The sequence below is a fragment of the Granulicella sp. L46 genome (assembly GCF_009765785.1).
In the GTDB taxonomy this organism is placed as follows: domain Bacteria; phylum Acidobacteriota; class Terriglobia; order Terriglobales; family Acidobacteriaceae; genus Granulicella.
Window position 1 is genome coordinate 1,035,838 of record NZ_LMUT01000012.1, and the last position, 19,479, is coordinate 1,055,316.

A 19,479-nucleotide genomic window follows, 5' to 3' on the forward strand; every position below is an offset into this window, starting at 1 on the left:
GCTGCCGCGCGCTACTCCACGTAGGGCCAGCCGTCGCTCGTGAAGCCAAGGCGGTTGATGCCGAGCGTGGGAGTTCCGTTGTTATTGGCGTCGTAGTAGTGGTAGACGAGAGTCGGTGTTGCGACACCACTGACGGTGTCGGTGAAGACGCTCTGGCCGCCGGGCCCCACGATGTTGCTGTGCGTGCTGAGCAGTATTGTGCCTCCGCCGACGGTGAGGTCGAGGCCTCCGCGATCGACATACGGACCCTGCGGGCTGGTGGAGCGACCGACGATGATGCGGTACGGGCTGGTCGGGCTACAGCACACGTTAATCGGCGCGAAGTAATAGTAGTACTGCGTGCCATTGAAGATGTACGGGTAGATGAAGGAGCCTTCCTCACCCGCCCCGCGCGCCGCGATGATGGGATAGGTGAGCGAGCCGGGCGAGATTGGCAGGCCGGTCGACGGGTTCAACTGCATAAGATGGATTCCGTCCTGGAAGGAACCGAAGGACATCCACCAGTTGCCATTCGCATCGATGAACGGATTGGGATCGATTGCGTTCCAGGTGGTCGCGAAGTTGAAGTTCCAGGAGCTATTGGAGGGCGGAGGCGTGGTAGCAGCGGTCCAGGAGGAGACGACATAGCCTTTGTCTGTCCAGGGGCCGGAGGGTCTGGTGCCGGTCGCGAGACCGATCACTGCCTCGGCACCCGTTGAAGGTTCGTAGGGGATGGAATAGTAAAGGTAGTAGACGCCGTTATAGGTGAGCATACTGGGCGCCCAGACGTCGATGTTCGCGCCGTTATTTTCCGTGGGAGGCGTTTGCAGACCGGACCATGAGGCGAAGTCGGGACCGATGATGGGGCAGTGCTGATCGGCCGTAATCCAGGCGCCTCCCTGGGTAGCCGTGCAGGCACCATCCGGGGTGGTGAGGGTGGTGTAAGTAAACGTTGTCAGGTCCGTGGAATAGGCCAGGGTCTGGTGCGTCCCATAGAGCCAGTAGGTTCCACTGGCATCCCTCAGCATGTATGGATCATGCACGTAGATTCCAGTACCGGTGACTGTACGCGGCGCAGGATATGCCGGCGTCGTCGAGACCCCGAGCTTCCACTCCTGGCAGGTGCAGCCGGTGCCGGTCGTGGCGCGGGCGTCCTGATCGATCACAGCGGAGGAGGTAGTGCCGGATCCACTCACTTGCAGGTAATAGCCGCTGTTAACATTCTTGATCAGGTAGTTCCCGTCGGTCAGGAGAAAGAACTCCCATAGGTGATCGTTGGTGCCATTGTCGGCATACTGCAAGGCCGTGGCGCCAGTCGCTGTGGACGCATCCGCGATCCCCGCCACCTGGTGGGTAAGGAGGTTTTCTACGTTATATTCCATCTGATTCGTGCCCATAGGCATCGCATGCCACATGTCATCCGTGGTGGCTGACCCAGCGCTGGTCTCTTGCGCGAGAGCGGTCCCTGCAACTTGGCTCTGGTTCGCAATCCCAAGCACAAGACTGCTGCTGGCATTCGTGAGTGTGAATCCGTATGCGTCGCTGATGGACCCTTGCACCCCCATGTCCGGTGTGGTGATTGTGCCTCCGCCCCCACCGCCCGTCGATCCTCCCCCGCCACCACCACACCCGGTCAGGAGCGGGCCAGCAACGAACGCTAAAGCGATGGCTGGGAGCAGAGTTCGAGAACAGATTGACCGGGGTGACATGAGCATGGCTCTTCCTCCATAGGAAGCAACAAGGGATAGGGTTCGATCAGAACGCAGGTAGATCGGACAGGCAGGTTAATGCGGCATACACAATGGAAATCAGCAAACGTTTACCGACAAGAACCATACTTTTTGCGCAACTGAATTGTCAACGAAAAATGTTGAGTTTTAAATGATTCTGCTAGGGTTGCCCACCCGGAGCCGTTTGAGCTTTCAGCCTCTTGAGTTCCTCGAGCGCGCGCTCCGAATCGTCCTTACGGCCAAGCTTCTGATACACCCGGACCAATTCGTAGTAAACGCTCTGCAGAATGGAATCCGAGGGCGAATTGGTGAGAGCGCGCTCGAGCCAGGTGGCAGCCTCTTCATTCTGTCCCAACTTGGATAGGCCAAGGCCGAGGTAGAAATCTGTGGGTGCCGGCGCCGCGTGAGCTTCGACGGCCTGGCGCAGGTAAGCCACCCCCTGGGTCGGATCGCCAGTCTCGACCTGGATCTTCCCCAGGTTGAAGAGAGCGATAGGGTCGTTGGGATGCAGCGTGAGCACAGTCTGATAGTCGTTCGTGGCGTCGAGAGACCGGCCAACTTTTTGTTCTTCATCGGCGAGAGCCTCATAGAGGTCAGGGACTCCAGGGCGCGCCTTGATCGCGGCCTTATATTCCTCGATGGCCTTATCAGGCTGATGGGCCTCTGAGTCAATCTCGGCCTGGGCGCGGTGAACATACCAGGAGTCAGGGTTGATCTTGTACAGAGCCCGAAAGGCCCGCTGTGCAGCAAGGGTGTGCGCGCGCACCTGGTAGAAGAGGACATTTTGATCCCCCGGACTAAGCTTGGCCGCCTGGTCCAGAGATCCGCATGCGTCCTCTGGCCTACCTGCTTGAATTTCAATGATGCCTAGCCAAGTGAGAGCCTCAGTATCTTTCGGCTGAAGTTTGATCTCTTCCTTGAGCTGGTCGACGGCTGCATCGATCGAGTTCATCTGAAAGAGCGCGATGCCACGAAACATGTGCGCACTGGGAATTGTCGGTTTCAGCTCACTCGCCCTGGTGAGAGATTGCACCGCCAAATCGAGCTTACCCTCGCGCAGTTGTGCCATTCCCAGGCCAAGATACGCGTCCGCATCATGGGGGGAAACCGTGAGGGCACGCTGAAAATCCTGTTCGGCTTCCGGAATGTTTCCTTGTCGCATCGCAGTTGCGCCCTGATTCATCCATCGATCGGCGGGATCGGCGACCTGCGCGGATACGGGCAGGCCGAATGCCAGCAGCAAAGCTCCTTTGGTGGTTCGGCCGCGGAACGCGTGCAGGTGTTGGCTGGAATTCAGCATCTTGATTGAGCCTCGTGCACTAAAAGAATCAGGGTTGAGCGTTGGGCCCGATGATTTGCAGGTGAGACGCGGATTGTTTGTTCTCTTTATCCGCCAAAGCCGCTGCGGTTTGGAGCTCGCGGCGCGAATCGTCCGCTTTGTTGAGGCGAGCTAGCGCAAGGCCAAGATAGTAATGAGCCGGTTGGTAGTCGGGCGTGGCCTGGATTGCTTTGGTTAACCATTGCGCGGCATCGTCATATTGTTTTTGTTTAAAGTAGGCTATACCAAGCCCGGTCAGAGCGCCTCCATGTTGAGGATCGCGTTCGAGCGTCTTGTGAAAAAGCTCGATGGCGTCTTTGTAATCATCCTGCTCAAGATCCGTCTGACCCAACTGGTAATAGGCCTCACTCTGACGCGGCTGAATGCTGATCGACTTCTGAAATTCTGCACGCGCTTGGTCGAATTGCAGCTGTAGAAGGTAGATTCTGCCTAAACCATAATGGGCCGAAGCATCCAGCGGCTTGACCTCGAGATAGGCCTGCATCGCCTTTAGCGCAGCATCAAGTTGACCGAGATCGAACTTAACCCGGGCGCGTGCGTAGAGGATGTTAGGTTCGTCCGGCGCGATGGAAACGAGTTGATCGAGAACTTTGTCCGCGTCCCTGTAGAGATGCATTTCATCTTCGAGGATGGCGAGGTCGTAGAGCACACGGGTGTCGTTCGGCTCGACCTTCTGAGCTCGCACGAGATCAGCGAGAGCATCATCCATCTGGCCCGCAGCGCGAGCACTCAGAGCGAGGCGTTCAGTAGAAGAAGACATCCCTTCCCTGGCCTCAGCATTGGAGGGATCGACTTGAAGAATCTGCTCGTACAGATCGCGGGCCTGATCATTGTTTCCGAGAGATTGGAGATGCTGAGCCTGCAAAACGCGATCCTGTTGCGGAGCCGCTGGAGCCGATTGGCCAGCCGCCACCACTGCGATTACAAAAAAGGCTGCTAGCAACATAGCTCCTAGGTGCCCGATTCTAACCACACGCGCATCTCAGGAGCAACTCAAGAATCCAGCTAGCGGCGAAAGGCCAAGCTCTCGCTTGGCCTCTCGCTCTCAGGAACAGCAGTTTGCCACGAAATTAGAAGGTGATCTTTCCGGTCACCTGCATATTTCTCGGACCGTAATCGGTGAAGGTAGGAATACCGAATCCAGTGGCCGACGTCGAATCGCCCGGCTGCTGGTCGGGTAACCCCATCCGATGCCGGTTGAACACATCGAATGCTTCGCCCTTCAGCTGGAACGCAACCCTTCCCTTGATTTGGAAGTTCTTGATCACACTGACATCTTCAGCCTTATAGATGGGACCTGTAATTGCTTCGGTCACGCGACGCAAGTTGCCAAGGGTGAACGGAAGCGATGAGCAGAAGTTGCCTGCCGCCTGGTTTCCGCAGTCGGGGGTGAAAGGACGTGGCCAGTTTTGACCCTCGCGGTTCTCATCCACGAATGCAGCCTGCGCCATCGGAACGCCCGGATCGGTTTCGCCGTTCGTACCCGGAGCGCGGTAGGCTGGCTTGAACCATGACTGGCCATTGAAGAAGCTGGGGCCGTTCTTGTTCTTCTTGTAGGCAGCACTCGCGAAGTCTGTACCGGCTAGTGATGCCGGCCCTGAGTCGTACGTGATGCAGTTTTGGTAAAACGGAATTCCGGTGGCGCAACCGAAGCTGATCGGCTGGCCACTCTGGTAGCGCTGGATCGCGCCTACCTGCCAGCCGCCAACCAGGAGGTTCACAAACGTATTATTGTTCAGCCACTTCTTTCCTTTTCCAAACGGCAGTTGATAGAGATAACTGAGTGAGAATTGCTGCGGCGTATTTTGAACGCTGACCGCCTTATTGAGCTTCAGGTTGCTGGAGCCTTCTGCCTGCTCCAACTGGTTTCCGTTCACATAGCTGAACGGAATCGTCGAATCCGCGTCGGTCAGGTTCTTCGACCAGGTATAGGACGCCTGCAGGTTGAACCCATTGCGGAAGCGCCGGGCCAAGGATACGATCATCGATTCGTACGATGAGTGACCGAGGTTTTCCAGGCAGCAGTCACCTTGGATGTAATCGTATTGCGGGAACGGACGAAGCGCCTGCCCTAGTGCGCCCTCGAAGCTCGAGTACGGGGCATTGACTCCCGAATTCGAACCACCCTGCGGAATAAAGTACTGAGAGTTATTGAGATGATCACCCAAACCGAAATAGCTCGTATTGATGTTGTTGATATTGGAGAGGTCACCAGACCGCAAGTTCTGCGAAACCTGGCCGAGATATCCGATGGTAAAGATCAAATCCTGTGCCAGCTGGTCTTGCAACTGCATGCTCCAGCTGGTGGTCATCGAGGGTCTTCCGTCCTTCGGCTGGATCACTTCGCCGCCCACGGCGTCAAAGCTTCCTGGCCCATTGGGAGCAGTTAGCTGCGTCGGGTCCAAGCTGGGAGCGTAGCTGACATTCGGATATCCGATGGTGGGATTGGTCGGATCTGCAGGTGAGGTCGCATCAAGCCGGAAGGCCGGGGTGAAGGCGCCGCCGGTTGTTGGTGTCTGTCCCTGGAAGAAGTCCCGGTTCTGGTTGTATCCGAAGGCCATGGCGCCGCCGAAGTCGTTGTACTGAAGCGGACCGTAAATAATTGCGCCGCCACCACGAAGAACCAGCTTGTTGTTGGTCCCGGGCAACACATAGGCAAAGCCCACGCGCGGGGCAATGTCCTTGTACCAGGTGTCTGCCCATGCTGAATTGCAGTGGCAGTTGGTACCGAACACCAGCGCGCCGGGAAGGCCGCCAGCCGCTGCATCGGGCGCTGTAAGGCTCAGCTCCGACGTGCGATTTTCAGCCTCGTGGCGGGGTACATCGACATCGTAGCGAATACCAAGGTTCAGCGTAAGATTGGGGCCAAGCTTCATGTCATCTTCGAAGAAACCAGCGATGTACCACGAGTTCCATCGCGGAGAATCGTTGAAGACAGCCTGGCTGCCGTTACCGACTTCACCCATGAGGAAGCTGGCGAATGGATTACCAGATCCGCAGCAGCTATTGCTGACGCCGGCACTTTGGTCACGATAGAAGTTCAGCGTGTCCTGGTTGTACTGGATAACCGAATATTGCTGATGGCGCCAATCGATGCCCATTGTGATGCTGTTCTTGCCCTTCTGCCAGCTGACGATATCGTTGACGCGAACGCCATTATCGATATTGTCTCCGTTCTGCTGTTGGCCCCAGGTAGTCGGTTGATCCGGGCTGGGAAACACGATTACCGGGTAAAAGGTTGAGTAATCATTCGCCAGACCCGCTGAGGATGCGGTCAGCTTGTTATCAAGGGTTGCACCGATATTGACGCTGTTCGTGCGGTTATACCCAAGGTTCACATGGTTCTGCAGTGTCGGGGTGAACAGGTAGTCCCAACCAGCACGGACGTAATGCGTGGTAAACGTCTGCGGGTACCCGCTGCTGTTGAATGGCTCAGGAAGGTTAGGAGCCGCTGTCAATTTGGAGTTCTGCCGAGTGTTATACGACGCAAAAATCCTGTTCTTATCCCCGATGTTCTGGTCGATACGGATGCTGTAGGTTGTATTCGTGTTCGGCGCAACACCTGCCTGAGAATAGTTGCCTGTATAACCGAACACGTCGGTAGACAACGGAGTCTGATTCGGGTTTGGGAACCCGGCCATCAGCTTCTGGGCCACAGAGCTCATGTATCCACTCGGCACCGTGTTATTCAGCAAAGGAGTACGGCAGAAGATGCCAGGGCTGTTTTGAACGCTCGTCGTGGGATCAAAAATCTGGTTGTACAAGACCGGCTGGCCGGTGCACGGATTGACAAGGACGTCATACGGAATTCCAGGTACCGCCGTTCCGCCCGGGACCGGGCCGCCTAGAACGTCGGTGAAGTTTCCTCCATGTTCTGCCGCCGTTGGAACAGTCGAGACGGCAACACTTCCCAAATGAAGTTGGTACTTCTCCCAGGCGAACAGGAAGAAGGTGCGATTCCTCCCGTTGTACAGGTGCGGAATGATCACCGGACCGTCCAACACCCCGCCGTAATCATACTTACTGTCCTGAGGCTTGCTGTAATTGCAATTCACCTCGGGAACGCCAATGCAATTAAGTGACTTGTAGGCGTTGTTGAACCAACTGTTGGCATCGAACACCCTGTTCTTCACAATCGCATAAGCCGATCCGTGATAGGTGTTGGTGCCCGATTTGACCGAAAAGCTTTCAATACCGGCCGTGGTGCGGCCAAACTCCGCGGAGGGCGTAGAGGTAGTCACCTTGAACTCTTGGAGAGCTTCAATCGAAGGCGAGGTCTCGTCGAAGGACGAACCGTTCTCACTACGCGTGATGCTGGCGCCGTCGAGCAGCACTTCAGCGCCGTACGCCTGTCCGCCGCTCAGGCGGGAGAAGAACACACCGTTGCCCGTGTTGCCGCTCGTACCCGTGCCTGGGCCAGTCGTGCCGGGCAACAGGAAGACGAACGTTTCTGGAGAGCGTAGACCGCCGACGCCGTTGGCCAGCGACAGCGGCAGATCTTCTACCTGCTTATTGGAGACGGTACCCCCGACCTCGGAGCTCTCCGTCTCAAGCCGCAAGCCGCTGGCATCTACCGTGATGTTTTCAGTCTGCGAGCCGACGGCCAGCTTCACATTGAGCGAGGAGATGCTGTTGACCGTTACCTGGACGCCGGTCGCTGTTGCAGTCGTGAAACCTGCAGCGGTCGCAGTGACTGTGTAGCTTCCTACCGGAAGCTCGTTGAATCTGTAGTCGCCGGAGGAGGTCGATACGGTTTCAGTCTTGGTTCCCGTGGCCTGCTCGGTGACAAGCACCTTAGCTCCGGGAATGACCGCGCCCGTCGGGTCGGTGACAGTGCCGGCCATGGAACCATGGCTGGATTGGCCATAGGCGGCGGATGTAGCGAAGACGACTGCGAGGACTAGACTGCAGATTCTTCTAAAACTCATCATTAAGCGCTCCTGAAAGGGTACGAACTGCAAATAGAACTTTCTCTGCGTCCTGATCGTGTGCCCACTCCTCATCGACATGAGGTTGAACAGCGGGTACCGACCCATCGAATCGTTTCTAACCGCGAAATCTGAGAAAATCTTAAGGAAGCGTTTTCTCAACTACGCGTAATTCACTACCTTGAAATCGTCGCGAAGAATATCCCACCGCGAAGAACACTGTCAAGAAGAAATCAACCGAAAGATCGAACCCGCTACCCATCCTTCGATAAATCACGATTTTACGGGCATATGTCCCTCTGTTTGCGTGAGATCCGGGACTAGTTACTTTCGGGAGTCGAGCGATATCCGCTCAGCGCCTCCGACCGCGCGAATTCAGCCTTCGCTTTTTCATCCTCGCCCTCAGCTCGGTAAACCCTTCCCAGAAGGAAGTGCAGAGCCGGGTTTTTCGGACTAAGCGCGATCGCCTGTTCGAACTGCGACTGTGCCTTCGGAAGTTCATTTGTCTGCAGATACAAATGACCTAGTTGCTCTCGAATATTGGAATCGCGGGGAGCGATCGACGCGGCCTGCGTCAAAAGCTGCTCCGCTTCCGGCAGTTTGCCCTGATGCAACAGCACAATGCCAAGGTTAAGCAGAGGCTGTTCACTGGGGTGCGGACTATCCTTCTGCCATTGAATTGCATTCCGATATGCGGAGATCGCGTCGTCGGTGCGGTTGAGTCCTTCATAGGACAAACCAAGGTTGTTTTCCGCTTTAGCGCTGCGTGGATCGAAGACCAGCGCACGCTCAAAGCAGTCGGCCGCATCCTGAAAGCGCTGCTGCGTGTACCGAATACGACCAAGCCCGTACCACGCCTCCGCGTTTTTCGGGTCCATCTTCACCGCAAGCATCATCCAGTGATCTGCATCAGGAATATCGTTGAGCAGCGCATAGTCCTTCGCAACATTCTGCAGGTCCGTTGAGTCTGGGCGCGCCAGTGCGGCGGATCGTGTGTACTCAGCCAGGGAGCCTTTTGGGTCGTCCATTCGCAACATGCAGTAGGCCAGCATGGTGTGCGCCCGCGCGGAGTTTTGATCATTCTTGAGAAAAGAACCGAGCTGGGACGCCGCATGATTGAATTCTCCTGCGTCAATTAGTTTCTGAATTCCCTGCAAGGTGCTTTCCCCCACTTCGGCTTGCGGCGCCGGCATATTGGGGATCTGCGAGTGAATCCGATTCGCGCAGCACACCACCAGGGTGAGAGCTATCCATGGACCAGGGGTCCGAAGCCGGCGATTCGTAGCAGCGGAGATGCTGAAATCCTTCAAGCGCCAATTCCCTTTTGTCATCTCACCTGGCCACGAATCTATCCGGATCGCGGAGATGACAGGAGGCAGTCAGACTGGATTATAGAGTCGTTCGCGCTGCGATAGGGAATCTGGTAGAAATTGTTTACTTAAGCGAATATCTTTGGAAACGCAAGAATAGGGATGGATGAGATCCGCTGTGTTTTTTTTCTCCTTCTGGAAACGTTTGATCTCGATTCTGACGAAGCGTGCCCCGCTTCAAACCCTCCGGCCGTGCATTGTCCTGCTTCTTCCCCTTCTCCTGTTTGCTGCGAACAATAGCCTGGCGCAGACCTCGGCACCAGCGGCGCAAACCCCAGATGCACAGTCCAAACCCTCCAACCAGCTTCCCCCGGTATCAGCGATGGGTGGATCCAATACAGGCGGAGCTCACGCGGCGGTCTTCGACGCGGAACATCGGCCTATCACCGCTGGCGGTTTCACCAAGACCGGCCCCGTCCTCTTTAAGGACATCGCGCGCCAGGCGGGCCTTACGACCTGGAAACACGTGATGGGTACTCCGGAAAAGCAATTCATCATTGAAACGAATGGATCGGGCATCGGTCTTTTCGATTACGACAACGACGGATGGCTGGACATCTACCTGGTCAATGGATCGACTTATGACGCGCTGTCGGGCAAGTCAACTGCACCCAAAGCGGCTCTCTTCCACAACAATCACGACGGCACCTTCACCAATGTTGCTGAAAAGGCCGGTGTCACCAACGACCGCTGGGGGACGGGCGTCGCCATCGCGGACTTCGATAATGATGGATGGCCAGACATCTACGTCTCCAACTTCGGTAAGAACCGCCTCTATCACAACAACCACGACGGCACCTTCACCGACGTTGCCGACAAGGCCGGCGTTACCCTCGGCAACTGGTCGAGTGGCGCAACCTGGGGCGACTACGACGGCGACGGCCGTCTGGACCTTTTTGTGCCCGGCTACCTGCACTATGACCTGGCCAACCCACCGGCCCCCGGTACCAAAGCAGTGAATTTCAGCCAATGCCAATTCCGCGGCGTCAACGTAATGTGTGGACCGCGGGGATTAAAGGGAGAGCCCGATCACCTGTTCCACAATAACGGCGATGGAACGTTTACCGATGTCAGCGAGAAGGCGGGCGTCTCTGACAAGAATGGCTACTACGGCATGTCGTCAGTTTTCATCGATGTGAATAACGACGGCAAACCGGACCTCCTGGTGACCAACGACTCGACGCCGAACTATCTCTACATCAATAAGGGCGACGGAACCTTCGACGATGACAGCTACGCTTCTGGGTATGCCTTGAATGAAAATGGTCGTGAGACCGCGTCCATGGGATTGGCCACCGGCGACTATCGCAACAACGGCCTCATCGACGTCTACAACACCGTCTTCTCCGATGATTACAACCCGCTGTACCGCAACGATGGTGGTGCAAACTTCACTGACATCAGTTACCAGATAGGAATTGCCGAACCTACGATTCCCTTCCTCGGCTGGGGCGCGGCCTTCTTTGATTACGACAATGACGGATGGAAAGACATCATCGTAGCCAATGGGCATGTTTATCCGGCCGTCGACCAAATGCCGTGGGGTACGAGTTGGGCGCAACGACCGCTGCTATTTCGCAATGTCAACGGAACCAAGTTCGACCTCATGCCTGCAGTAGAAGGCACCGCTCTAGCGAAGACCTATGTGGGTCGCGGCTTGGCCGTCGGAGACCTCTTCAATGACGGCAAGCTGGACGTGGTAATCAACGCCCTCGACGGCGTTCCGGCGCTGCTCCGCAACGTCTCTCCCGACAAGAATCATTGGATCGAGTTCAAACTGACCGGCGGTCCGAAGAGCCCTCGCGACGCCGTAGGAGCGACGGTCTATCTGACCGCGAATAAGATCAAACAGCGCGGAGATGTTGTCTCAGGCGGGAGCTACGAATCCACAAATGATCCGCGTGTGCACTTCGGTCTTGGCGACGCGACCGTGATCGATGCAGTCGAAGTCCACTGGCCCAGCGGCGCGCGCGAACGTTTCTCGGTCTCCCACCTCGACCAGATCGTAAACCTCGTCGAAGGAAAAGGAGTGCCCTTCTCGAAGTGAAGCTCCCATTGCCCAAGCCGTGCACGACCCTGCTCTTCGCTCCCTGCCTGTGTCTGCTGAGCATTGCGTTTGCTATCCGCGCGTGCGCGCAGGTTGCGGCGAACGGCTCTGAGGCTCCAACGGCCGCCGCGACAAAAGCGCCGAAGGTCGTTCCCGGCAACTTCATCGACATCACGCAGCAGAGTCATATCGACTTCCTGGCACAGGCTTCGCACACCGACAAAAAATATCTGATCGAAACGATGGGATCCGGTGTCGCTCTCTTCGACTACGATAACGACGGCCGACTCGACATTTTCTTCGCCAACGGAGCGCCGCTCAGCGATCCAACACCCAAGGGAACCATTCCGCAGAAGACCGGGCCGAAGTATTGGAACCGCCTCTACCATCAAAAGCCGGACGGAACCTTCGAGGACGTGACCGAGAAGTCAGGCCTCAAGGGAATCAACTACGACATGGGCGTAGCCGTCGGCGATTACGACAATGATGGATACGACGATCTGTATGTGACCGGCCTCGGCGGTAACCACCTGTATCACAACAACGGCAACGGCACCTTCACCGATGTCACTCAGGATTCGGGCACCGGTGGCAGTGGTTGGTCAACCTCAGCAACCTGGGTCGACCTGGATAACGATGGCCTGCTCGACCTCGTCGTGCTGCGTTACGTGAAGTGGGACTTCGACGATATCTGGTGCGGCGAGCACACTGAGGGTCGCCGCTCCTACTGTCATCCGGACACGTTCGAGCCCATCAACCCGCTGGTGTATCACAACGACGGTCACGGGCATTTCACCGAAGTCGCCGCAAAGATCGGCCTCGATCGACCTGGAAAGGGTCTAGGTGTTTCGATCGGCGACTTCGATGGAGATGGCAAGGTCGACGTTGCCGTTGCCAACGATTCCATGGTCGAGTATCTCTACCACGGCAAGGGTGACGGCACCTTCGAAGAACTCGGCATGCCCGCGGAGATCGCAGTGGACGGCGATGGTCGCACCTATGCCGGCATGGGCATCGATCTGCAAGACTTTGACAACGACGGCCTGCCCGACCTCATCATCACCAATCTCGCCAATCAGAAGTACGCTCTCTATCGCAACAATGGCGACGGTAGCTTCTCCTACGACAGCTACGTCACCGGCATCGGTGGCATGACGCTGCTGCACTCAGGCTGGGGAATTCGTTTTCTCGACTACGACAATGATGGCCGCAAGGATCTGCTCATCGCACAAGGCCATGACCTCGACACCGTTGAGCTGAACTATCCGCAGCTCCACTACAAGGAGCCACCGCTCCTTGCATACAACACCGGCAAGGGCTTCGTCGACGTTTCTTCGCAATCCGGAGACGTCTTCAAAGAGCGGTGGGTAGGGCGAGGCCTGGCGGTCGGAGACATCGACAATGATGGCCGCGTCGATGCAGTCTTCACCACCAACGGCGGCCCGGCATACGTTTTGCGTAACGAGACGAAGACCGACAATCACTGGCTTACGCTCTTGCTCATCGGCCACAAAAGCAATCGCGACGGCATCGGAGCCGTCATCAAACTGACCACGGCAGCCGGCTCTCAGTGGGTCACCGTCACCACGGGTGGCAGTTACCTTTCAGCCGGCGACAAGCGCGCACACTTCGGTTTGGGCGCAGCATCCGTCGCGCAATCCATACAGATCCGTTGGCCAAGCGGGATCCTGCAGACGCTTAACAATATTCACGCAGACCAGATCCTCACCGTCAACGAACCCGCGACGCAGGCTTCAAAGCCATGATCATCCACTCAGACCCGAAGGCGGCGCTCATGGGTGGAGCGCGCATACTTCCAAGACTGGCAAGCTTTGGCGCGGCATTTCTAATTACCGCCTTTCCCCTCACCCTGGCTGCGCAGAAGTCCGCAATCAAGGAACCCACCATCCCGCGCGAGGCGATGGCGCAGAAATATTTCGGAGCCGACGCGCCGTGGTTCCTTAACAACATTCCATTCCTCGAGATCGACGACCCTGAGATTCAACAGATCTACTTCTACCGCTGGAAGCTGCTGCGCTCGCACATCCGCGAGATCGGCCCACAGGGCACAACCATCCTCGAATTCCTCGACAACGTTCCGTGGGCCCGCCAGCCCTATACGGATTTGAACGACTCGGCTTCCTTTCACCTCATGGAAGCTCGCTGGATGCGAGACCCTACGGTCGTTGACGATCTCATCGATCATCTCTACACAGGCGCAGCCAACGACCGGCACTTTTCAGAGTCCATCGCTGCCGCAACCTATGCGACCACCCTCGTAACCGGCGACTCAGGCCCCGCGCTGCGGCATCTCGACACCATGCAATACATCTACAACGCTTGGGACGATCACTTCGATCGCGCCCGCAACCTCTACTGGATTGAGCCGCTCCCCGATGCAACCGAGTACACCATCTCCTCTATCGATGCGTCGGGCGCCGGCTTCACTGACCACCCAGGCAAGGACCAAAATCACAACGGCTTTACCGGCGGCTTCGCCTATCGTTCATCGATCAACAGCTATCAATATGCGAACGCGATGGCGATTGCTCGAATCGCCACCGAAGCCCACGTGCCGGACGTTGCCAGCGACTACCGCGAGCGCGCAGAACGCCTCCGTTCCGCGATGCTCGTGCAGCTGTGGAACCCCGAGCTCCAGCACTTCACCGATCGCTATCAGCGGTCAACGCCCTATGTAACCGCCGGCGATTTCATTCGCGGACGCGAGCTGGTCGGCTACGTTCCATGGGCCTTCGAGCTGCCTCCAGACGACGATTCAGTCTCGTCAAAAACCTATGCGGAGGCCTGGTCGCACCTCCTATCACCTGACCAACTCGCCGGCGCTCACGGCCTCCGCACCGCCGAGCCTTCGTATCCGCGCTACCTCACCCAATATCGATACGATCAGGCAACAGGCCAGCCAGAGTGCCAGTGGAATGGACCGTCATGGCCCTTTCAGACCTCCCAAGCGCTCACCGGTCTCGCCAATCTTCTGGACGACTATCCCTCCTCCGCCATCAGCAAAGCGGACTATCTTCGCCTGCTGCGCCAGTACACGAACCAGCACTTTCTAGCTCCGGGAAAGCCTGACATCGAAGAGGATTACAACCCGGACACCGGCGCGCCGATCGTGGGATTGCCTCGATCACACCATTACTTTCACTCGACCTATATCGATCTGATTCTCAGCGGCTTAATCGGCATTCGACCGCGCGCCGACAATGTCCTCGAACTTGATCCGCTGGTTCCGGTACAACCCGGAACGAATCAGCGCATCCGCTATTTCGCGCTGCAAGACCTCGCTTATCACCACCACGACATCAGCGTCTTCTACGACGAAGACGGCAGTCGCTATCACCTCGGCGCCGGCCTCTCGATCTTCGCCGACCATCGGCGCGTCTCCGGACCTGGCCCGCTTGCGCTCACACGGGTGACCCTGCCAAGACTCTCACGCGCCATCACTACAGCAGCTACGCAGACACCTCTACACAGGATCGATCTCGCCGTGAATCCTGGCTTCCCGGGCGGCCCGATCACCAGCGCATCCTCCGTGGATCCAGCCGCCCCGGCAGAGCAGGCGATCGATGGCCGGCTGTGGTTCTTCCCGGAGATTGCAAACGGATGGTCGCCTTCCGCCGCCGACTCAGCCGCAACGAGCTGGTATCAAATCGATCTCAGGACGCCGCAAACTATCGGCTCCATCGAGCTGTATTTCTTCGCGGATGGCGAACGTTTCGAGCCGCCCTCTTCCTTCCAATTGCAATACAAGGACGACGATGGCTGGAAGGAAATTCCGAAACGGACACGTGCTCCACAGACTCCCATCGCGAATGGAGAAAATCGGATTAGCTTTCCCTCGCTCCGCACCCAGCAACTCCGCATCGTCTTCAAGAACCCGCCAGCTCCAGCCAGGCTGCGGCTGATCGAAGCAAAAACATTCGCTCCCTGAAGCTCAATCACCCAGCGAATACGGAAGAACGAAACGGCCGATCTGAATCACGCTCCGCTCCGAAGGCGGCCAGATCTTAATCGACACAATCGGCAACGGCTGACCGAGCGGATGCGCCGTAATTGTTCCGCGTTCAACGCCCGTCTCCGCCTCATAGATGTGCACCAGCAGGCCATCGCTAGATCGTGTCCATCCAATCGCATACGATCCCGGCGCAAGATCGATGTTGCTGCCAATCCGTATCGGAGTTTGCGCGAGAAGATAGTAGTAGTACTTGCCATTCGCCGCATAGCCAGCGGTAATCAACACGACAGCCGCTATCACCCGGCTGCGGGAATCGATGACACCACTCGCCGAACGCATCTCCGTCTCGATATGCTCTTTCTCCACCGGAGCTCGCGCGGGCAAAACAGCTTCGAGCTCCGCGGGCGTCGCTGCTCGCCAGTCTCGCTTCGAGCCAGCTCCACTTCCCTGTGCAACCATCGACGCTGATACCGTGCAGAGGATCGCCGCCAGGAGTATATCCCTGCGAGTTAGCTTCATCGGTGGCTCACCAACCCACGTTGAATCGCTACCGTAGCAGCATGGGTTCGGTCCGCGACGCCCAGCTTGCCGAGCAGGCTGTTGATGTGAGTCTTCACTGTTGCCTCCGAGATCGAAAGGTCGGCGGAGATCTCCTTGTTCGCTCGTCCCGCAACGATTCGTTCCAGGACGCTGAGCTCTCTAGGCGTCAACTCCTGTCCACTCAGGCGCTCGGCCAGCTTCTCGGCAACCGAGGACGGAATATGCAACTTGCCGTTATGTACCGCATGAATCGTCGTCACCAATTCCTCAAGCGGCATGCCCTTGAGCAGATAAGCCCGCGCCCCGGCCTGTAGTGCCCGATAGATATCCTCATCGCCATCAAATGTCGTGAGCACGATGAATCGCGCCTGCGGAAACTCAGTCCTGATCTGGCGAATGGTATCGGCCCCACCCAGCTTCGGCAGCTGCAGATCGATCAACGTAACGTTCGGCTCGACCTTGCGAAACGTTTCGATCGCCTCCAGCCCATCGCCGACGGATCCAACGATCTCAAGATCATCCATCGTCGAAAGCAGCGCAACCAGTCCCTGCCGAACAACCTGGTGATCTTCCACCAGCATGATGCGAATTCTGTCTGCCATCTCTACCTCGCGCTTTGGGCTATCGGCACTCGCAACGTCACCTTGGTTCCCCGTCCAGGATCGCTTGTGACCTCAAGCGTGCCATCGATCGTGGCAGCCCGCTCCTTCATGCCCAACAGTCCATAATGCCCTGTCTTACCGGATGTTTCGTTCACTGTGAACCCCACACCCTTATCTTCAATCGTGAGCATCAGCATATCACTCGAGTAATGCAGCTCAACGGATGTCTCCGCCGAGCGCGCGTGATGCAGCACGTTCGAAAGCGCCTCCTGCGCAATACGGAGGAGCTCCCTCTCCACCTTTGGATCGACCACTCGATAGGCTCCGCCGACATGCAAGCGCGGATGGATCGCACTGAACGTATCGCGCTGGACAACCTTGCCGAGCCTCGTTGGCAAACTATCCTGCGAGTTGTTCACGCGCAGCTCCCAGATACTTCGCCGCGCCTCCTCCAGACCCTCCGTCACCAGCTGACGGGTACGCTTCACCTGCTCGAGCGCAAGCTCAAACTTGCCGCGATTTAAGTGCTGCGCAATCAGATCAAGCTGCAGTGACGCTCCCACAAAATCCTGTGTCAGCGTATCGTGAATCTCTCTCGCCATACGATTGCGCTCGGCCAACACGGCATCGAACTCTCGCTCCAGCCGTCGAAGTCGCAGTAGATACATCCCCGCAATTAGTGCCAGAATCACCAGCAGGCTCAGCAGGAGAAACCACCACCTGCGATAAATCGGCGGCACAATGCGGAACCGCAGTTGAGCGCCTGCATCGTTCCATGCCCCATCCTTACTCCTAGCCTGGACGTGAAACACGTAACGGCCGGGGGTGAGATTGGTATAAGTGGCGGAGCGGCGATTGCCGGCATCGGCCCAATTCTTATCGAAACCATCGAGCCGAAAGCGATAGCGCACCTCCGATGGCGCCGTAAAACTAAGCCCCGCATATTCCATCGTGAACCGCGCATGTCCGAACGGAATATCGATCGATCCCGCCTCAATCGGCTCGGAGAGATCGTCCACCAAAAACCGTTGCAGGACGATAGGCGGCGCAACTGTGTTTGCAGGGAGATGCTCTGAATCCACAATCGCCACGCCACCTCGCGTCGGAAACCATATCTCTCCATGACTCATCAGCCAGCCTGCCGAAGGCTCCCCCGCAACCACCTCGTCATTCGGCAGGCCATCGGCTAGCCCGTACTGGACCATCGCTCCGTCCTGTAAGGTGCAGCGATCCTTGCCAACACACCCCGTCAGCGCGTTCACGGCGATGCGACGTATGCCACGATCCATTCGAAACCAGAAGAATCCCAACCGATCAATTGTGATTCCTTCAATGTTGCCGTCGCGTGCCTGCTCGGTGAACCTGCCCACAGGAAGAAACCTCTCGCCGCTCATATAACTCAAGCTGCCATCATTGCCCGCGACCCACAGGTGCCCCGCAGGATCCTCAGCCATGGCGGTAGCGATCGTCGCGCCCAGTCCATCCTTGGCCGTAAAGTTCTTTATCGTCGCGTCGTTGTGAACAACCGACAGACCTCCCGATGTGGCTGTCCAGAGTTCACCCGACCTGAACATCAGGGCGCCGATCAGGTTTCCCCCCAATCCATCTTTTGTTGTCAGCGTTCGGATGCTGAGATGTTCTCCGAACCTCTCTACATGAGCTAATCCCTGGCGCGTCCCCACCCACACCGATCCGTCGCTGTCCCCAACCAGGGCGCGTATGTAATCGTCCGGAAGGCCATCGGCTGAGGTAATTCGTCGCACCGAATTGTCCGGCCCAATGAAATTCAAGCCATCGGGCGTCCCAACCCAAAGGCCCCCAGTCCATTCAGGCGCAAGACATAAAATCACGCCACTGGTCAGCTTGTTTTCAGGGATCTGCTCCTCCGTTCCATCCGCGCGCACGTGACGAAGGCCCGCATCCCGCGTTCCCACCCAGATAGATCCGTCCTTTGTCTGTGCGACACTCGTCACCGCCTGGTCCGCCAGCGCGGCCTCGCTTCGAAATGCCAGCCGTCGCAGTACATGTAAGCCAGACGTCTCCGTCCCAACCCAGTGATTCCCTTCCGCGTCCTCAAACAGCGAGAGCACCGAGTTACCGTTCAGCAGCGTCACCGGTGTCGCCGCCGACTTTTCCGCACCGAGAACGAATAGCCCACCATTCATTCCCACCCACGCCAATCCTTCTCGATCTACCAGCACCGTCTGGACGCGTCCCGTCGGCAACTCTTTCCCAACGTGCCATTCGCGACCTCCGCCGGAGACCACGGCAGAAGAAAATCTCCAGGACGAACTGCCCGGCACCGCGATCAATCCAGATCCATCTGCCTTCCCTTCAGCCGGCGTCTTCTGCAGCCGCTTGAAATTCGTCTGGCTCCATTGCGACCATCCATCTGCAGTCTCAACAAACAGCGCGCCCTCGCTCGTCACGTGGATCGATTCCACCGCAGCAGACGCAAGCCCCTCAACGGTGCCGTAGCGATGAAACTGTCCCTGCTGAAGCCGAAGCACTCCATCCGCGGTGCCAATCCAAAGCGCATGGCCATCCGCCGCCAGGCAACAAACATCATCGCTCGTGAACGCAGGCTGGTTACCCCGATCGAATGTCTGGAACGTAACTCCGTCGAAGCGCACCAGCCCACCCTCAGTCGCCATCCAAAGATAGCCATCGGCCGTCTGCACGATGCTGTGCACGCTACTCTGCGGAAGTCCCTCTTCGGTCGACCAGGCCTGCTGGCTCAGATACTTAAGATTCTGTCCTCTAGCCTGCGATAGCAAGCAAGCCAGCACCAGAACGCAGGACAGCGTCCGAAACGGCCATGCACGCAGAGAGAACTTGAATAGTTGCATCCTCCCTCCAGCATGCGGCTCCGCTCCCACGTTTGTCCATATGCATCACATTTTGAAGGCCTTCCTTCGCTCCGAAGCGGTCAGCTACCCTGGCCGGTATCGCAGATTGGGAGACACCTTAG

Annotated in this window: 11 protein-coding genes; 3 read left to right on the forward strand and 8 right to left on the reverse strand. The window is 57.4% G+C overall.

Features of this window, described 5'->3' with window-relative positions; translation table 11 throughout:
• Nucleotides 1-11: 11 nt before the first annotated feature.
• The 5 genes from GSQ80_RS13825 to GSQ80_RS13845 form a co-directional block, all read right to left on the reverse strand.
• The gene (locus tag GSQ80_RS13825; RefSeq protein ID WP_158788171.1) at nt 12-1,694 is read right to left on the reverse strand and encodes a family 43 glycosylhydrolase; all 1,683 of its coding nucleotides are present in this window, start codon (nt 1,692-1,694) and stop codon (nt 12-14) included.
• Nucleotides 1,695-1,869: 175 nt separating this feature from the next.
• A complete protein-coding gene (locus GSQ80_RS13830; RefSeq protein ID WP_158788172.1) occupies nt 1,870-3,009 on the reverse strand; it encodes a lipopolysaccharide assembly protein LapB in 1,140 nt (379 codons plus the stop codon).
• 28 nt (nt 3,010-3,037) lie between these two features.
• Nucleotides 3,038-3,994, reverse strand: a complete 957-nt coding sequence (locus tag GSQ80_RS13835) for a lipopolysaccharide assembly protein LapB (RefSeq protein ID WP_158788173.1) — start codon at nt 3,992-3,994, stop codon at nt 3,038-3,040.
• A gap of 124 nt (nt 3,995-4,118) precedes the next feature.
• The gene (locus tag GSQ80_RS13840; RefSeq protein ID WP_158788174.1) at nt 4,119-7,979 is read right to left on the reverse strand and encodes a carboxypeptidase-like regulatory domain-containing protein; all 3,861 of its coding nucleotides are present in this window, start codon (nt 7,977-7,979) and stop codon (nt 4,119-4,121) included.
• 317 nt (nt 7,980-8,296) lie between these two features.
• Nucleotides 8,297-9,307 (reverse strand): tetratricopeptide repeat protein, encoded by a 1,011-nt coding sequence (locus tag GSQ80_RS13845; protein ID WP_158788175.1) that lies wholly within the window; start codon nt 9,305-9,307, stop codon nt 8,297-8,299.
• A gap of 145 nt (nt 9,308-9,452) precedes the next feature.
• On the opposite strand from GSQ80_RS13845, the gene GSQ80_RS13850 reads away from it, so the two are divergent.
• Genes GSQ80_RS13850 through GSQ80_RS13860 form a run of 3 tightly spaced genes read left to right on the forward strand, consistent with a single transcriptional unit; the run spans nt 9,453 to nt 15,342 of the window.
• The gene (locus tag GSQ80_RS13850; RefSeq protein ID WP_371315717.1) at nt 9,453-11,393 is read left to right on the forward strand and encodes a CRTAC1 family protein; all 1,941 of its coding nucleotides are present in this window, start codon (nt 9,453-9,455) and stop codon (nt 11,391-11,393) included.
• Nucleotides 11,390-13,159 (forward strand): CRTAC1 family protein, encoded by a 1,770-nt coding sequence (locus GSQ80_RS13855; RefSeq protein WP_254059640.1) that lies wholly within the window; start codon nt 11,390-11,392, stop codon nt 13,157-13,159. The genes GSQ80_RS13850 and GSQ80_RS13855 overlap by 4 nt, the downstream gene beginning before the upstream one ends.
• Nucleotides 13,156-15,342 carry a discoidin domain-containing protein gene (locus GSQ80_RS13860; protein WP_158788176.1) on the forward strand — a complete coding sequence of 729 codons (2,187 nt, stop codon included), beginning with the start codon at nt 13,156-13,158 and terminating at the stop codon, nt 15,340-15,342. The genes GSQ80_RS13855 and GSQ80_RS13860 overlap by 4 nt, the downstream gene beginning before the upstream one ends.
• A gap of 3 nt (nt 15,343-15,345) precedes the next feature.
• Here GSQ80_RS13860 and GSQ80_RS13865 read toward each other — a convergent pair whose 3' ends face one another.
• From GSQ80_RS13865 to GSQ80_RS13875, 3 genes are read right to left on the reverse strand one after another with little or no spacing between them, the layout of a single operon-like run.
• Entirely contained in the window at nt 15,346-15,885 is a 540-nt protein-coding gene (locus GSQ80_RS13865) for a hypothetical protein (protein ID WP_158788177.1), read from the reverse strand.
• Nucleotides 15,882-16,508: a response regulator transcription factor gene (locus GSQ80_RS13870; RefSeq protein ID WP_158788178.1), complete on the reverse strand. Its 627-nt coding sequence runs from the start codon at nt 16,506-16,508 to the stop codon at nt 15,882-15,884. Before GSQ80_RS13870 ends, GSQ80_RS13865 begins: the two co-directional genes overlap by 4 nt.
• Nucleotides 16,509-16,510: 2 nt before the next feature.
• A complete protein-coding gene (locus tag GSQ80_RS13875; RefSeq protein WP_158788179.1) occupies nt 16,511-19,357 on the reverse strand; it encodes a sensor histidine kinase in 2,847 nt (948 codons plus the stop codon).
• Between the last annotated feature and the right edge of the window lie 122 nt (nt 19,358-19,479).

What these genes read in the sequence shown, in the direction of transcription:
- GSQ80_RS13870 (WP_158788178.1), bottom strand. Translation starts at nt 16,508, where the DNA reads ATGGCAGACAGAATTCGCATCATGCTGGTGGAAGATCACCAGGTTGTT.
- GSQ80_RS13830 (WP_158788172.1), bottom strand. Translation starts at nt 3,009, where the DNA reads ATGCTGAATTCCAGCCAACACCTGCACGCGTTCCGCGGCCGAACCACC.
- GSQ80_RS13850 (WP_371315717.1), top strand. Translation starts at nt 9,453, where the DNA reads ATGAGATCCGCTGTGTTTTTTTTCTCCTTCTGGAAACGTTTGATCTCG.
- GSQ80_RS13865 (WP_158788177.1), bottom strand. Translation starts at nt 15,885, where the DNA reads ATGAAGCTAACTCGCAGGGATATACTCCTGGCGGCGATCCTCTGCACG.
- GSQ80_RS13875 (WP_158788179.1), bottom strand. Translation starts at nt 19,357, where the DNA reads ATGCAACTATTCAAGTTCTCTCTGCGTGCATGGCCGTTTCGGACGCTG.
- GSQ80_RS13840 (WP_158788174.1), bottom strand. Translation starts at nt 7,979, where the DNA reads ATGATGAGTTTTAGAAGAATCTGCAGTCTAGTCCTCGCAGTCGTCTTC.
- GSQ80_RS13845 (WP_158788175.1), bottom strand. Translation starts at nt 9,307, where the DNA reads ATGACAAAAGGGAATTGGCGCTTGAAGGATTTCAGCATCTCCGCTGCT.
- GSQ80_RS13835 (WP_158788173.1), bottom strand. Translation starts at nt 3,994, where the DNA reads ATGTTGCTAGCAGCCTTTTTTGTAATCGCAGTGGTGGCGGCTGGCCAA.
- GSQ80_RS13860 (WP_158788176.1), top strand. Translation starts at nt 13,156, where the DNA reads ATGATCATCCACTCAGACCCGAAGGCGGCGCTCATGGGTGGAGCGCGC.
- GSQ80_RS13825 (WP_158788171.1), bottom strand. Translation starts at nt 1,694, where the DNA reads ATGCTCATGTCACCCCGGTCAATCTGTTCTCGAACTCTGCTCCCAGCC.